Origin of the sequence: Flavobacterium pokkalii, assembly GCF_014596575.1 — a bacterium.
GTDB lineage: Bacteria > Bacteroidota > Bacteroidia > Flavobacteriales > Flavobacteriaceae > Flavobacterium > Flavobacterium pokkalii.
In genome coordinates this window covers 105,273-120,126 of the sequence record NZ_NASZ01000004.1, presented here as the reverse complement: position 1 = coordinate 120,126, position 14,854 = coordinate 105,273, and the positions used below count along the sequence as shown (strand labels likewise).

The following is a 14,854-nucleotide window of genomic DNA, read 5'->3' as shown; positions in this document are numbered from 1 at the left end:
TTTTATAAGTACTTAACTGGATTTGTATTTTCTTCTGATAAAATGATGGCAAAATTAAGAATTTTTTTTCGAAGAAAATCAACAATATAATTTTTTGTATAGCGTTCGCTTTCAAAATGTCCAATATCAGCTAAAATCAGCTGATTTTCGGCTTCATAAAATTGGTGATACTTCAAATCGGCGGTCAAAAATGCATCAGCTCCGGCCTGAATAGCATTTTTGATAGCAAAACTTCCCGAACCTCCAAGCACCGCAACTTTTTGGATTTTTTTTCCTAAAAATTGAGAATGGCGAATCCCCTCGGCCTGCATTTTATCTTTAACCAATGCTAAAAAGGATTTTTCGTCCATTGGATTTTCCAGTTCGCCAATCATTCCCAAACCGATATTTTGGTGCTGATTTTGCAAATCATAAATTTCATAAGCCACTTCTTCATACACATGGTTTTTAAACAGAGCTTTTAAAATTTTAGATTCTAAATATTTTTCAAAAGTAACTTCGATTTTGATTTCGTCACTTTCTACAAATTCAAAACGCTCTCCAATTTCAGGATTGCTGTTTTCGTTACCCATATAAGTCCCGATTCCCTTGGAATTAAAACTGCAATCTTCGTAATTTCCTATTTTTCCGGCTCCGGCATCAAACAAAGCATTGCGTAATTTTTCAGCATTTTCAGGAATCGTATAGGTGATTAATTTTCGAATGAAATTTTGCTTCGGAATTAATATTTTCGTTTTTTTCAAACCAAGAGCCTCGCAGAAAATTTTATTGACTCCCTGTTGATGATTATCCAAAGCGGTGTGAACGGCATAAATAGCAATATCGTTTTTTATGGCTTTCAAAATGGCGCGTTCCACATAATTTTTACCGGTTATTTTTTTGATTCCGGAAAATAAAATAGGGTGAAAGCAAACCACCAGATTGCAATTTTTAGCAATAGCTTCGTCAATTACATTTTCCAATGCATCATGACAAACTAAAACTCCGCTTGCTTCAGTGTTTTGATTCCCAACCAGTAAACCCACATTGTCAAAATCTTCGGCATAGGCCTGTGGTGCCATTTCTTCGAGAACAGAAAGAATTTCTTTTATTTTCATGATTTTTATTTTTTAGCCACTAATGCACGAATGTTAAGTAGAATAAGTAGGGTGTAATTATTAAAAAACGAATTACATTCAATAGCTATCTTTAAGATTTATACAACCAAATATAGGGATAAAGTAGGTTTTTAAAAAAAAATCAAAGAATTTAATTCGTGTATTGGTGGCTTATCTTTTATATTTGTTTTATGAATTTACTTCGAAAAATACTTTTTCCGTTTGCTATTTTATATGGTTTGATAACCAGTATTCGAAATTTTCTTTTTGATAAAGAGATTTTAAAATCCTACAGTTTTGATTTACCAATAATTGCTGTGGGAAACCTAAGTGTTGGAGGAACCGGAAAAACGCCTCAGATCGAATATTTAATTCGTTTACTTTCTGCAAAATATAAAGTAGCTACTTTAAGTCGCGGTTATAAACGAAAATCAGAAGGTTTTGTTTTGGCTGATGCCAATGCGAATGCCGAAATCTTAGGTGATGAACCTTTTCAGTTTTTTCAAAAATTCCCTGAAATTCTGGTGGCTGTTGATGCTAACCGAAAAAATGGTATAGAGCAATTGCTTTCGCAAAAAGAAAAGCCAGAAGTAATTTTGCTGGATGATGCCTATCAGCACCGAAAAGTAAAAGCCGGATTTTATATTTTATTGACCGCTTATGGTGATATTTATGCCGATGATTTTATGTTGCCTACAGGTAATTTGCGTGAAAGCCGTAGTGGTTCGCAAAGAGCCGATTTAGTTGTTGTTACTAAATGTCCGCCAAATCTTTCAGAGACGGAACAACTTTCGATAAAAAATAAATTAAAATTGGCCGAAAATCAGGAGTTGTTTTTTAGTTGTATTGCTTATGACGATTTTGTTTATTCGGCAGATAATAAAATAAATGTCAGCGAAACTAAAAAGGAGCCGAAATTGCTTTTGGCAGGAATAGCGAAGCCGGAACCTTTTTATGCTTATTTGAAAAATGAAAAAGATATTTGCTTGACTTATCCGGACCATCATCATTTTTCGGAAAATGATATTCAGGATATTGTAGTTCAGGCTCAGGACAATATCATTATTACTACCGAAAAAGATTATGTGCGATTGAAAGGAAAATTGCCTGAAGAACAACTTTTTTATTTACCAATACAAAGTAAGTTACTTTCAGCAGCCAATCAGTTTGATGAAAAAATTAAAAATTATGTGGGATTTAGTTCAGGAAACCGTTAGTTATATTAAGGATAAAACCAATTTTACACCGGAATTTGGAGTGATTTTAGGTTCGGGTTTAGGCAATTTTACCGATGATATTCAAATTGAATTTTCATTGCCTTATGCTGAGATTCCTAATTTTCCGGTTTCTACTGTCGAAGGACATAAAGGTGCTTTAGTTTTTGGGACTATTGGAACTAAAAAAGTAGTGGCCATGCAGGGACGTTTTCATTATTACGAAGGTTATTCGATGCAGGAAGTTACTTTTCCGGTACGCGTGATGAAATATTTAGGCATTGATAAACTGGTTGTTTCCAATGCTTCCGGTGGCGTAAATTCTAATTATAAAGTTGGAGATATTATTCTAATCAACGATCATATTAATTTGGTTCCGGAACATCCGTTACGCGGAAAAAATGAAGAGCGTTTTGGACCGAGATTCGTTAATATGAGCGAACCGTATTCGAAAAAAATGATTGCTCTTGCAAAGGAATTGGCTCAAAATGAATCTATCGAAGTAAAAGACGGTATTTATTTAGGTTTACAAGGACCTACTTTTGAAACCCTTGCCGAATACAAAATGGTCAAAATTTTGGGTGCTGATTGTGTAGGTATGTCCACTGTTCCTGAAGTAATTGTGGCGCGTCATATGGATTTAGAAACTTTTGGGGTTTCAGTTATTACAGATATGGGAGACGAGGAAAGTATTGAAACGATTTCTCATGATGAAGTGTTACAAGCCGCCAAAAATGCTGAACCTAAGGTCAGAAAGTTAATCAGAGAATTGATTTTGAACGCTTAGTTTACCAGATATTTGGATAAAATAACGTAAAAATCGTTTGGAATAAATGGCTTGGTAATCACATCATTCATGCCGTAAGAAAGTAACATTTCCCGGTTTTCGTTTAGCGAAATGGCCGTCATCGCAATAATAGGTGTTGTGGTGTCAAATTTTCGGATTTCTTTTGTTGCAATTGTTCCATTGATACCTGGCAAATGTACATCCATTAAAACCAAATCGTATTTGTTGTTTTTCATTACTTCAATGGCTTCTTCACCGTTGTCGATTACTTCGCAAAGAATTTCTCTGTTTTCGAGCATTCTTTTGGTAATCATCTGATTGATTTTGTTATCCTCAACCACTAAAATATTTTTTCCTTTTATTTTAGAAAGATCAAAAGAGTTCTCTTGTACAGGTACTTGTTCATCAGGCTGTTGTTCGTTAAAAGCTAAGGCTAATTCAAATGAAAAAGTTGAGCCTTCGCCTACATTACTTTTAAGATGTATTTCACTCTCCAGTAAGTTTAGTATTTTTTTTACAATAGTTAAACCTAAACCGGTTCCGCCGTATTTTCGATTAATTTCGGTAGAACCTTGAGAAAAACTGTCAAAAACGCTTTCCAGTTTTTCTTCCGGAATTCCTATTCCGGTATCGATAATTTCAAAAGCGATGATTGCTTTTTGGTTTTGAAGAGATTTTAATTTGGCTATAATACTTACTTTTCCGTTTTTAGTGAATTTAAGTGCATTGTTGATTAAATTCATGAAAACTTGTGACAATTTGATTGGATCACCAATTAAATGTGTTGGAATAGCATTGTCAATCTCAAGAATAAATTCGTTTTTGTTTTTTGTAGCAACTTCGTTTAATGAATTTTTAATGTCAATTAATAATTTTTTTAAATCAAAATTGATACGTTCTATTTCAATTTTATTTGAATCAATTTTATTGATTTCTAAAATGTCATTGATAAAGGCGGTCAAGTAATTTCCGGAATATTGTAAAGAACTAAGGTAATGTAACTGCGATTTTTTAGGATTTTCTTCTAGTAAAAGATGAGTAATTCCATTAATGGCATTCAGCGGAGTACGCAATTCGTGACTTACAGTTGAAAGAAAATCGGCGCGGGCATTGGAAGCTTTTTCGGCTTTTTCTTTGGCAATTATCAATTCGTTATTTTTTTCCTGTAATAATAAATTGGATTTTTTTCGAATAATATTGATTTTGTAAAGTGAAAAACTCAATAGCGAAAGAATCGCAATAAGTGCAACAGACAGATAATTGATTAATCGGGAGAATTTTTCGGTTCGTTCCTGATCTTTTTTCTTTTTATTGATACGAGCCTGATTGATTTTTCGCTGACTTTCTTTAAATGCTTCGTAATCGTTGATACCTAACTTTTCATTGTTGGCAATGGCAAGACTTTCTTTTAAATTGAGATGCAATTTTAAATAGGAATAGGCGCTGCTTTTGTCCAGCATTTTGTCGTAAACAAGGCTGATGGCTAGTAAAATATGGGATTTTTGTTCTGAATTTTGATTTTTAGCGTTTAAATTCAGCGCCTTGTTAAAATAACTTAAAGCTAAATTATAGCGATTGTTTTGTTGTTCAATAAGTCCCATTTGGTATAAAGCTTCCGCTTTAGTATCCATTAAATTAGGAGTATCGGATTTAGAAATAATGGTGTTCAGCTGTGCAGAAGCCAGTTCATATTTTTTATTTTCCCTATTGATAATCGCTTTTTGAAGCAGGATTAAATCGTCGTTGTCTTTGAGTTGTAAGGCTTTCGAAATTGCTGCAGTTTTGTTAATGCAGGTTTCGGCAGCAGTCAAATTTGCTTTTTCAATATAAGTCAGTCCTAAATAATAATAGGCTTTGGCATATTCAGGAGTTGGACTGAGTGTTTTAAAAAGACCAATGCTTTCGGTAAGTTTTTCGATTGCATCGTCGTGTTTTTTTAAGTTGTAATACAAGCGTCCCAGTTTAGCGGTCTGGATGGCTTGTTCTTTGGTGTTTGCTTTTTCCTGAGCATAATTTATGGCTTTTTGTGTATAGAAAAAGACTTCTTTGTATTGATTTTTTTTGATATGAATATTGGCTAAATTGTTGTAATAGCCAATACTGTCCGTTTCTTCATGTTGAGAATACAGGATTGAATTGAATAGAAAGATGAAAATCAGGTAGAATTTGATTTTTAAATGCATCCAGTTAGTTTGGTTTGGTCAATAGTATTAAATCAATCAGGCGCGATGAATATCCAATTTCGTTATCATACCAACCAACCACTTTAACCATTTTATCAATTACAGAGGTAAGTTGGGCATCAAATAAACATGAATTTCTATTTCCTACTATATCAACGGAAACAATAGGGTCTTCAGTATAATCCAATATTCCTTTTAACTCATTTTGCGCAGCTTTTTTAAAAGCTTCGTTGATTTCAGCTATCGATACTGCTTTTTTTACATTAAAGGTAATATCGGTTAGTGAACCATCAGGAACAGGAACACGAATACCACATCCGCCAATTTTGCCGTCTAAGATAGGAAAAATTTTTGTTAATGCTTTAGCCGCACCTGTAGTTGTAGGAACAATTGACTGACTGGCTCCTCTGGCTCTGCGTAAATCCTTGTGTGGCTGATCGTGTAAACTCTGGTCAGTTGTAAATGAGTGAATTGTAGTGATGTAAGCCTGCTCAATTCCGCAAAGTTCGTCGATTATTTTGATCATCGGAGCAGCGTTGTTCGTAGTACAACTGGCATTTGAGATGATTTTTTCGGTTCCATCCAAAATATGTTCATTAACACCTAAAACGACTGTTTTGATAGTGTCCACTTCTGAAGGAGCTGAAAGAATTACCTTTTTTGCACCGGCAATAATATGTTCGTTTAAGGCTTCGTAACTTTTATGTTTTCCGGTTGATTCAATTGCAAAATCAATATTTAAATCTTTCCAGTTCAGATTGGAGATGCTTTTTTCGTGATAAAACAAAAAGTGTTTGTCTTCAATAGAAAAACCGGTTTCGTTTACTGTAACATTTTGAGGCAAAACACCGTGAATACTGTCGTATTTTATCAAATGTGCCATTGTTTTGGTATCGGCAATATCATTGATAGCAACTACTTCTATTTCCGGGTGATTTAAAAGAAGACGAAACAGATTTCGACCGATACGACCAAAACCATTTATGGCAATTCTTGTTTTCAAGTTTCTTGTTTATTTGTTTAACGGTTTAATCGGTTAAGCAAATAAACGATTAACCGAATAAACTTTTTATAATATGTGTTTTTGTGCTTTGTAGGAAGAACGAACTAACGGACCACTTTCTACGTGACGAAATCCTAATTCCAAACCAAATTGTTCATACTTGGCAAATTGTTCCGGAGTGATAAATTCCTTAACCGGAAGGTGTTTTTTACTTGGTTGTAAATATTGTCCAAGCGTTACAACATCAACATTGGCGGCACGTAAATCTCTCATCGTTTGGAATACTTCTTCTTCTTTTTCGCCAAGACCCAGCATAATTCCGGATTTGGTTCTGTTGATTCCTTTCTCTTTAAGATAACGCAATACTTCTAAACTTCGGTCGTACTTTGCCTGGATTCGCACTTCACGAGTCAATCGGCGAACGGTTTCCATGTTGTGAGACACAACTTCTGGATTTGCTTCCACAATACGATCAATATTTCTTTCGATTCCCTGAAAATCAGGAATAAGTGTCTCTAAAGTGGTATTGGGATTCATACGGCGGATAGCTCTTACCGTTTCTAGCCAAATAATAGAACCTCCGTCTTTGATATCATCTCTGTCTACACTTGTAATTATGGCATGTTTAATGTTCATGATTTTGATAGAACGGGCTACTTTTTCCGGTTCATCCCAGTCAACGGTTTCAGGTCGTCCAGTTTTTACGCCACAAAAACCACAAGAACGTGTACAGATATTACCTAAGATCATAAAAGTTGCTGTTCCTTCACCCCAGCATTCTCCCATATTAGGGCAGCTTCCAGAGGTACAAATGGTGTTTAGACTGTATTTATCTACTAAGCCACGAAGTTCTGTATATTTTTTTCCAATAGGAAGTTTTACTTTAAGCCATTTCGGTTTTGCCACATTTGGTTGGGCTACACCTTGAGTTGCAACGGGATTTGTGTTTTCTACAACAGTTTCCATAAATCAATTTTAAGGCTACAAATATACGGAATGTTGATTTAAAAAGATAGTTTTTAAACCGGGAAGCTTTCATAGAAAAATAGTGCGGATTGTTTTAAATGTTAAATTTAGCCGGATAAAAACAGAAAAGGAGCTGGCTTTTTAGCAACAACTCCTTTTCCTTTTTTAACTAAATCTAATTAATTAACCTGAACCACTATGGGTAAATTATAAGTTGTTCGTACTGGTTTTGAATTGTAAATACCAGGCGACCATTTTACTTTGATAGATTGTAAAACTCTGATGGCTTCTTTTTCTAGTGCAGCTCCCGGTTTATTGAGCACTTTGATATCGGTCATGCTGCCGTCTTTTTCGACTACAAATGAAACAAAAATGCGGACGTTTTTGTTTTCATCCATTACCGGGCTGTTGAAATGATTCCCCACATAGCGGTAGAATTTTTCTATTCCTCCCGGATATTCCGGTTTTTTGTCCAGCATTACATTATTTACGATTTCACTTCCGTTAGTGTCTGAATTTCCGGTGCCGAGTGCCGAACCATTTCCGTTTCCTGTTCCTCCGGCTATTCCAATTTCAGAACCGGTATTTGAGCCTGACATGGCGTTTCCAGTCGTTGGATTTTCAACCGGATTGGTGCGTTCCAAAGTATAATTATCTACAGGGGTTGCTTGCTGAGCTGCTACCACAGTAGGATTGTTAAGTTGTTTAGAGTCTGTTACATCGACTGGAGCTTTGGCGGCTGGCAATGCCGGAGCTGCAGCTTCAGGCGTTTTATCCGGTGAATAAATGTTGTCTAATTGTATAACCGTGTCAGTCCAATCGGCAGTAGGGACTGAGATGTCGGATGTTTTAAAGAGATTTAAAAAATTGGGCAGGACAATGAGTGCGGTACACAATAAAATTCCATAAGTAAGAGCCCGAAAGGAAGTTTTGGTGGTTTCCTGACGCAATTGAAAAGCGCCGTACTCTTTGTTTCTGTTTTCGAAAACTAGGTTAATCCAGTTGCTTTCATAAAGACTTAGTTTAGACATAAGATATAGATTTAATGGTTAAGAGTTCAGTTAAATCGTATGCGTATGTGGTATTTTTTTGTTAGTGTTAAATTATGCAATTAGTATGTAAATTCCTAGTGCTTGTTTAGAATAATTTTAATTAAATTTACAAATGAACCAAAAACGTCTGTTTTTAGTGTTTTTTTAATGCTAAAAGCGCCTAAAAGGTGCTTAAAACAATGTTACTTTAGTTTCCAAATGGAGCCATTTTTGGTTTGCCATTTATCTAATTTACCATCCTGAGTTAAATTGTTTAAAATTTGCTCACTTTCTGAACGGGAAATATTGGAGAGTTCCGAAAATTCTCTGGCGGTTAAAGTCGTATATTGGCTAAAGAGAGAATTCCAGGAAGTATCATAATGTTTTTTTGTTGCTTTTGGGAATGCTTTTAAAAGCATATCTTCAAAATGCGGATAAGGTTTAAAACCATAAAGTTGTGAAAATTGTTGAGAGTTATCCATGAAAAACATCGTTGGGAATCCGCGTACGCCCATTTGTCTGGCTAAGGTTAAATCTTCTTCAAAAAGTTTTTTGGCTTTGGTATCGTAATCTGTTTGCATTTGTTGAACATCTAAACCGGATGCTTTGGCTGCCTGAGCAAGATGCTCCCAGTTACAAATGTTCTTTTTTTCGAGAAAAACCATTTCTCTTATTTTTCGTAAAAATTGAATTGCTTTTTTTTCATCCTGCATTTGAGCCGCCTTAAAAGCTATGGACGGAGGATAAGAGGAGTGAAGCGGATTTTCAAGCCAAACATCGCCGTCAATTGGCATATCGTAATAAAGGCTTACTTCATCCCAATGATGAGCTACATCCGAAGGCTTGCTGATTCCGCCACTGTTGTAACTCCAGTCCGGCAACAATCCGCCCATGCGGTATTCTATTTCAATATGAGAACCATATTCCAGTTTGAGTTTTCGCAGTTGAGGTTCAATTCCCCAGCAGGAAGAACAAATAGGATCGGTAAAATAGATGATTTTAACTGCCTTTTGTTGTTCAAAGGATTGTTTTTCGGATGAATTAGCGGCAGTTGCAGGCATTTCGCAAATTCCTTTTTCAGGATCGCAGAGTAATGGATTATGATTTTCAGACATTTGAGTATTTGTTTGAGATTGACAAAAAATGGCATAAAAAAGCGCAACGATTAAAATGTTTTTGAGTTTCATTTGGAATAAATACATCGGATGTTGCCAATTACTTTTTTAAAACACTATAATTTATATTTTTGTACAAAGTTGATGACTTAATCTTTATGAGTCAATTAGTCCAAAAAAGATGACTGCTAAAAACGAAATGAACGAAAGTAATTGTCCGGCTGAAGGGCTTTTAAAAATGCTTTCCGGTAAATGGAAACCTCAGATATTCCGATTGGCGCTTAACGGTGCGTTACGGTTTAATACTTTGTTGCGTCAAATGGAAGGATCCAACAAACAGTCTGTTGCGACGGCTTTGAGAGAATTAGAAGAACAGGGGATTTTAGAAAAAGTGGTGGTAAAACAAAAGCCATTGCATATTGAATATTATTTATCGGAAAAAGGGAAGGCTTTAGTTCCTGTTTTTCTTCAGTTGGAATCGTTGTCTTAGGCAATTTGTTTGAATAATTTTTGCAAAAAAAAACAACTCTGCCTGATTTTTTGGAACAAAGTTGTTTTTAATGTAGAAACGGAATAAAAAGGGATTTTTTCAAAATACTTTTTAGTAAAATTAAACGTGAACCATAGTTGCTTTGAGGGAATAAGCGATAAACAAAACATCTTTTTTAGTTTGTTCATCAATGTTATTTTTATCAAGTGCAGTCATAATATCATCGACCACGGTCATGTATTCTCCGTTGCTGATGTTCATGCCTTTGTGGGCGGCAGTCATGTCTTTTCCTTTGTATTCTACCGGACCGCCGCTTCCAAAAGCCAGAAAGCTAATGAGGTGCTGGCGAACTTCAGCAAAATGTTCCGGATTGTCTTTTAAGGGTAAAAAACGGGATTTTACATTGGGATTACTCATGTGTAATTCTACAATATCATCAACGATGGCTTCAATTCCTTTGAGGCCGCCAAGTCTTTCAAAAAGGGATGTAGTGTTTTCCATAATTTAATTTTTTGATGGTTTGTGTTTTTTTGGATTGCTTTTGTTAGAAAGGAGTTTACCAAACCTGATAAATTTCACGAGAACCGGTAAAATACATGTCATGATAGCCTTTCATTTTTTCTTTAATTCTTTTTACTTCCTCGCTGTCCTGCATGTATTCGTCATAAGAGTGTTCGTAAGCAGTAATGCTTTCGTATTTACTAAGCATAACTACTTTGTTAAATTCTCCCGAAATGCCGGTTAAAATATTAAGATGCTCGGGTCTGTCATTCATTATTTCTTTGAATAATTTGGCAAGTTTTGAAGCATTTCCGGGCTTACAGATAAAAGTGTCCTGAACGATAATCATGATTTTAATTTTTAGGGTTAATAATTAGAAAAGAATGAGATTCATTTTATATTTAAAATGAATTAAGTAGGACAGTAAGTTGGTTCTTAGAGATTTTGATAATCAGGTTTTTTTAAAATAATTTTTAGCCAATGATGACGCCGAAAATTTCCTGAATATCGGGTTCTCCAAGTTGAACATCCATAGCAGCAAGTATGGGAATTAATGTTTTGCCAAAAGCGTTAAAATCTTCCATGTTATCCCAAACATCCAGAATATCTACTTCATTGTCGCTTCCGTAACATACATGATAAAATCGACCTACAGGATTCCCTTGTCCGGCATTTTCAAGCTGTTTAATGACTTCATGATATTTGGCTCTGGAAAACCCCAAATGTTTAAATTTGATTACAATAGCCATGATTTTATTTTTTTAATGGACTATTTTCGGTTGTATATAACCGATTTATATATCGAAGAGAATAAATTAAATCTCAACCCATTCTATATTTGAAGTTGTGAAGGGTTTCGATGCGCCGTCAGTTTATTGGGGCTTCAGAAAATTTAATATACTTAAATAAAGCATATAGTATTGATTTGTTTAGTTTGAACTAAGCTTTATAAAAGTACAAAAAAAATACGTTTTTTAGTAGGGAAAATAAGGTTTTATTTCTGGTTTGAGAGTTTATGAAATAAAAAAATCCGACTGGTTTTAGAACCAATCGGATTTGTTATTTATTAAGGAGGTTATTGCTTTGTTTTTAGTAATGACTACTAAAGTGATTTTAATGATTGGAAGAATCGGTAACTCTATTTTTAATCCTTTATTTCATAATTCAGTTCCTGATAACCCATTTCTCCGGTATCTGAAATAGCTTCAACAACTACCATAATTTCTCCTTTGTTATCGGCATTGTAAAAAGAAGCAGCTGCTTTACCTGAATCGTCTGTGTTTAATATCGGTTGCCAGTGTATTAAAGTTCTAATATCCGGATGTTGCCAACTGTCGGGCTGAATGTTTTCATATTTTGGAGCATAAAATTCCTGAGGCGTAGCAAAAACAGGAATAGTTGTTTTGGTTAGTCCTTTTGATTTTTGTGCGCCTGCCAAACCTATTCCGGCATGGGTGTAAATAGCTATAATATTACCCCAAGGAGGAGCTATGAAAGCACAATTATTGAGTTCAGTATGTACTTCACAAAATAATGTTGAAAAACCGCTGGCATATTCAATAATTTCAAAACTTTTTACTTCACTTGGAGAAATATTAGGGATATGAACATAATCATAAAAAGGAACAGCAATACCATCCACAAGTACTAAGGTCGCTTCATTGTTGACCGTGGCATATAAATTTTGATCCGGCATTCTTTCTATTCTGACTTTATCAGGATAATTAAACAGTAAAACACTGTACAACCCATACGACCATTTTTTTTCTTTGGAGAGAATCTCTTTTCCACTAATTATGGTATTAGGTTTGCCGTATTTTTCGGTTACTTTTTGTTTGTTGGGCGCCATTTTACCACTAACTGTTACCTGGTCTAAAAGAATTCCGCCAAATTGCAGTTTGAATTTCTCTTCTATTTCTTTCTGTTTTTTACTTTTATTGATAAATTTTTCAACAATACTGTCTATTGGTTCAATGGATTTATTGCGTTCAAAAAGAATAGCAGGCAATTTTTTTTGGTCAAAAACAACTGAATTACTTACTTTTCTATCTGAATTTTTATTGGTTTGAATAAGGATTTCGATTTCCTTTCCATATTCGTCATTCAAATTAAAATTAAATCGCCCTAAGCTGTCGGTTGACTGCGTATAAAAGGCTTTGTTTTTTCCATTAGTCATTAGGGTTAATTGGATGTCTTTTACGCCTTTTTTTTCAGAAAAGAGCTTGTTTACTCTGCCTGATAGCGTTAATGATTTCTCGGGATTAACAGTAAGAGAAGGATTTGGTTTGGAATAATTGTATTTACTCCATCCCTGTGTGAGTAATAGGGCGTCTAAATCAGAAGTGTTGCTGTTGTTGTCCTTGAAATAATAACCCGGATTCTCTATGTTTCCTTTTAATTCGGAGTTTATTAAAAAATAAGACAATATGTTTTGACGTAAGCTTTGCATTGTTCCTAATTCTTCTTTGTTGATAACCAATAGGGAAGTGCTGGATTTTACCGGTTTTTCATCAAAAGTTGAGGTTTGGATATCCAAATGAGTTAGTTCACGTTTACTGTAGTTTTGTTTATCAACTGAAAGATTAATTTTTAATCGGCTTTGTGGTTTTTCATTAAAATAAAGTCTTCTGGCAATGGGATTTTTGGAATTATCCAAAATGCTAAAAGCAATAATTCCTTCCGGAATTTGATCGGTAGCAAGTAATGATTGGTAAAAACCCTGATTTAGCGCGACTTTTTTTTCATATACATCAATACCTCTAAATGAAATTTGTACAATGATACTATCGTTTTTCATGTAGTTGGATGAAACTTTAAGAAGTACTTTATCATCCTGTTTGTTGACTGCCAAAGTATTTCCGGTAGCTGCAACATTAGGCAGCGGATAACGTATTGAATTTTTGTTTAAAAAAGGGAATTTTAATCGGGCATAATATTTTTTAGAATGATCGGCATTGGCAATAAAAAAACTTCCCATTCCCAGCGAATTACTTTTAAATGAAGCGATACTGTTTTTTTGTTCATCAATTATTTCGCCCTCAATATATTTCCCTTTCCCATTAGCGTCCAAAGCTTTAAAGCCTACTTTGCTACTGAGTCCGTGAACCAGTTCTCCGCTTTCAGGAAAAAATTGTAAGTCCAGATAATCTTTGTTTAAAACAAATGTTTTCGTGTAATTTTTCTGGTTTTCGGTTTCTATTTTAATCGTAGCAAATTGGCTTTCTTTTTCAACGGTATAATCCAGAATGTATTTGTCATTTTTCCCTTTTTTAATAATCAAGCTGTCTTTTTTATCATCAATTGTGACATATACATTGAGTTTGTTTTTTTGCAGAGAGTCAATAACTTGCGGGTTGAAAAATACTTCCAGATGATCGCCAATAGCTTCATCTTTGACAAGTTTAACATTTTCGATCACTGTATTTAGAGTTTCAGTTGGAAATACCTGAATGTATTCTTCAAAAACAAAAGTATTATCAAAGTTCTGATTCCATTGCGTATAAGCTCTAATCAGATAATTGCCTTTGAGTATTTTTTTATCCAATTCAAAACTGCCCTGACCAATTCCGTTTTCAATTTTGATTATTTTTTTTTGAAGAATAACTTCATTAGCATTAATGAGTTCTACATATAAAACGCCACTTAAAGGAGAAGGAATATGTTCGGAAGCATTTGCCACGATACATTTAAACCAAACCGTATCGCCATTAGTGTAAACTTTTCGATCCAATTGCAGGTATATTTTTTCAGCAAAAGAAGTATTGGAAACATTAAAAATATTTTCCTGCGCCCAAGTGTATGTAGGCAATAACCCTAAAATCCAAAAAAGGAAAATGCTGATTCCGGTAGTAATGCTATTTGATGTTTTTCTCATGATAGTTTTAAAAACTAATTATTTGGAGTAATTAATTGCTTGTCAGTTAAATAGTTTTTGATCTAAACCGTGAAAACTTTTTTGAAAACTATCAAATATAAAAATAAATCGTTGTAAAATACGATTTTTCGTATTTTTTATTGGTAAACAAAATGCAAAGTCACATTGTGAATTAGTGAGAAATTTTGAGGTAGTTTTTTTCGATGATAAGAACACTGAGAATTCCCGTAACATAAGCAAGCAAATCCAGCCAGGAAAAGGAATTCACCGCTAGTGCGAGCGTCTCGCTCGTACTTATAATGTTTTTTGATTTAGCTAATTAGTTACAGGCACGAGCAAGATGCTCGCGCGAGCACAATGTCATTAAGTTAAGCGTATTTTGTGTCATTTCGACCAGAGGGAGAAATCACATAACGTGAACAGCTTGTGTGATTCCTCATTCTTCGGAATGACAAAACAAGGTGTGTCTTCCTTAACTTAATGACATTGTGAGATAGCTAGGGAACGCTATCCAACTGAGACATTCATTATAAATCCGAGCGATCAGGTTTTTCTCCACTAGGAGAAAACGAAATTAGGAAAAAGAAACTAAT

General features: G+C 34.5%; 13 protein-coding genes. 3 read left to right on the top strand and 10 right to left on the bottom strand.

Annotation, left to right across the window (positions count from 1 at the left end; genetic code table 11):
• Positions 1-2: 2 nt before the first annotated feature.
• The gene (locus B6A10_RS04705; protein ID WP_188219906.1) at positions 3-1,097 is read right to left on the bottom strand and encodes a Nif3-like dinuclear metal center hexameric protein; all 1,095 of its coding nucleotides are present in this window, start codon (positions 1,095-1,097) and stop codon (positions 3-5) included.
• A 191-nt stretch (positions 1,098-1,288) separates the two neighbouring features.
• On the opposite strand from B6A10_RS04705, the gene lpxK reads away from it, so the two are divergent.
• Both lpxK and B6A10_RS04695 read left to right on the top strand, forming a co-directional pair.
• Entirely contained in the window at positions 1,289-2,314 is a 1,026-nt protein-coding gene (gene lpxK, locus B6A10_RS04700; RefSeq protein WP_188219905.1) for a tetraacyldisaccharide 4'-kinase, read from the top strand.
• Positions 2,286-3,098 carry a purine-nucleoside phosphorylase gene (locus B6A10_RS04695; RefSeq protein WP_188219996.1) on the top strand — a complete coding sequence of 271 codons (813 nt, stop codon included), beginning with the start codon at positions 2,286-2,288 and terminating at the stop codon, positions 3,096-3,098. Before lpxK ends, B6A10_RS04695 begins: the two co-directional genes overlap by 29 nt.
• Here B6A10_RS04695 and B6A10_RS04690 read toward each other — a convergent pair.
• The 5 genes from B6A10_RS04690 to B6A10_RS04670 all read right to left on the bottom strand — a co-directional run bounded on the left by B6A10_RS04690 (position 3,095) and on the right by B6A10_RS04670 (position 9,396).
• Positions 3,095-5,281 (bottom strand): tetratricopeptide repeat-containing hybrid sensor histidine kinase/response regulator, encoded by a 2,187-nt coding sequence (locus B6A10_RS04690; RefSeq protein ID WP_194431814.1) that lies wholly within the window; start codon positions 5,279-5,281, stop codon positions 3,095-3,097. The genes B6A10_RS04695 and B6A10_RS04690 overlap by 4 nt on opposite strands.
• Positions 5,282-5,285: 4 nt before the next feature.
• Complete coding sequence (gene gap, locus B6A10_RS04685) at positions 5,286-6,284, bottom strand: type I glyceraldehyde-3-phosphate dehydrogenase (RefSeq protein WP_188219904.1); 999 nt, start codon at positions 6,282-6,284, stop codon at positions 5,286-5,288.
• A gap of 66 nt (positions 6,285-6,350) precedes the next feature.
• Positions 6,351-7,250, bottom strand: coding sequence for a lipoyl synthase (gene lipA / locus B6A10_RS04680; RefSeq protein ID WP_194431813.1), 900 nt, complete (start codon positions 7,248-7,250; stop codon positions 6,351-6,353).
• 179 nt (positions 7,251-7,429) lie between these two features.
• Entirely contained in the window at positions 7,430-8,281 is an 852-nt protein-coding gene (locus B6A10_RS04675; RefSeq protein ID WP_188219903.1) for an energy transducer TonB, read from the bottom strand.
• Positions 8,282-8,484: 203 nt separating this feature from the next.
• Entirely contained in the window at positions 8,485-9,396 is a 912-nt protein-coding gene (locus tag B6A10_RS04670; protein WP_188219902.1) for a ClpXP adapter SpxH family protein, read from the bottom strand.
• Positions 9,397-9,577: 181 nt separating this feature from the next.
• Here B6A10_RS04670 and B6A10_RS04665 point away from each other — a divergent pair, with 181 nt between their 5' ends.
• Positions 9,578-9,886 (top strand): winged helix-turn-helix transcriptional regulator, encoded by a 309-nt coding sequence (locus tag B6A10_RS04665; protein ID WP_188219901.1) that lies wholly within the window; start codon positions 9,578-9,580, stop codon positions 9,884-9,886.
• Positions 9,887-10,006: 120 nt separating this feature from the next.
• Here the strand turns inward: B6A10_RS04665 and B6A10_RS04660 are convergent, their stop codons facing one another.
• The 4 genes from B6A10_RS04660 to B6A10_RS04645 form a co-directional block, all read right to left on the bottom strand.
• The gene (locus tag B6A10_RS04660) at positions 10,007-10,387 is read right to left on the bottom strand and encodes a group I truncated hemoglobin (protein WP_188219900.1); all 381 of its coding nucleotides are present in this window, start codon (positions 10,385-10,387) and stop codon (positions 10,007-10,009) included.
• 55 nt (positions 10,388-10,442) lie between these two features.
• A complete protein-coding gene (locus tag B6A10_RS04655) occupies positions 10,443-10,736 on the bottom strand; it encodes a hypothetical protein (RefSeq protein ID WP_055093354.1) in 294 nt (97 codons plus the stop codon).
• Between the two features lie 124 nt (positions 10,737-10,860).
• Positions 10,861-11,136 carry a hypothetical protein gene (locus tag B6A10_RS04650; protein WP_055093352.1) on the bottom strand — a complete coding sequence of 92 codons (276 nt, stop codon included), beginning with the start codon at positions 11,134-11,136 and terminating at the stop codon, positions 10,861-10,863.
• A gap of 395 nt (positions 11,137-11,531) precedes the next feature.
• The gene (locus B6A10_RS04645; RefSeq protein ID WP_188219899.1) at positions 11,532-14,261 is read right to left on the bottom strand and encodes an MG2 domain-containing protein; all 2,730 of its coding nucleotides are present in this window, start codon (positions 14,259-14,261) and stop codon (positions 11,532-11,534) included.
• Positions 14,262-14,854 lie beyond the last annotated feature (593 nt).

Coding starts and splice junctions, on each gene's coding strand:
- B6A10_RS04705 (WP_188219906.1), bottom strand. CDS start 1,097: ATGAAAATAAAAGAAATTCTTTCTGTTCTCGAAGAAATGGCACCACAG.
- lpxK (WP_188219905.1), top strand. CDS start 1,289: ATGAATTTACTTCGAAAAATACTTTTTCCGTTTGCTATTTTATATGGT.
- B6A10_RS04695 (WP_188219996.1), top strand. CDS start 2,286: ATGTGGGATTTAGTTCAGGAAACCGTTAGTTATATTAAGGATAAAACC.
- B6A10_RS04690 (WP_194431814.1), bottom strand. CDS start 5,281: ATGCATTTAAAAATCAAATTCTACCTGATTTTCATCTTTCTATTCAAT.
- lipA (WP_194431813.1), bottom strand. CDS start 7,250: ATGGAAACTGTTGTAGAAAACACAAATCCCGTTGCAACTCAAGGTGTA.
- B6A10_RS04675 (WP_188219903.1), bottom strand. CDS start 8,281: ATGTCTAAACTAAGTCTTTATGAAAGCAACTGGATTAACCTAGTTTTC.
- B6A10_RS04670 (WP_188219902.1), bottom strand. CDS start 9,396: ATGTCTGAAAATCATAATCCATTACTCTGCGATCCTGAAAAAGGAATT.
- B6A10_RS04665 (WP_188219901.1), top strand. CDS start 9,578: ATGACTGCTAAAAACGAAATGAACGAAAGTAATTGTCCGGCTGAAGGG.
- B6A10_RS04660 (WP_188219900.1), bottom strand. CDS start 10,387: ATGGAAAACACTACATCCCTTTTTGAAAGACTTGGCGGCCTCAAAGGA.
- B6A10_RS04655 (WP_055093354.1), bottom strand. CDS start 10,736: ATGATTATCGTTCAGGACACTTTTATCTGTAAGCCCGGAAATGCTTCA.
- B6A10_RS04650 (WP_055093352.1), bottom strand. CDS start 11,136: ATGGCTATTGTAATCAAATTTAAACATTTGGGGTTTTCCAGAGCCAAA.
- B6A10_RS04645 (WP_188219899.1), bottom strand. CDS start 14,261: ATGAGAAAAACATCAAATAGCATTACTACCGGAATCAGCATTTTCCTT.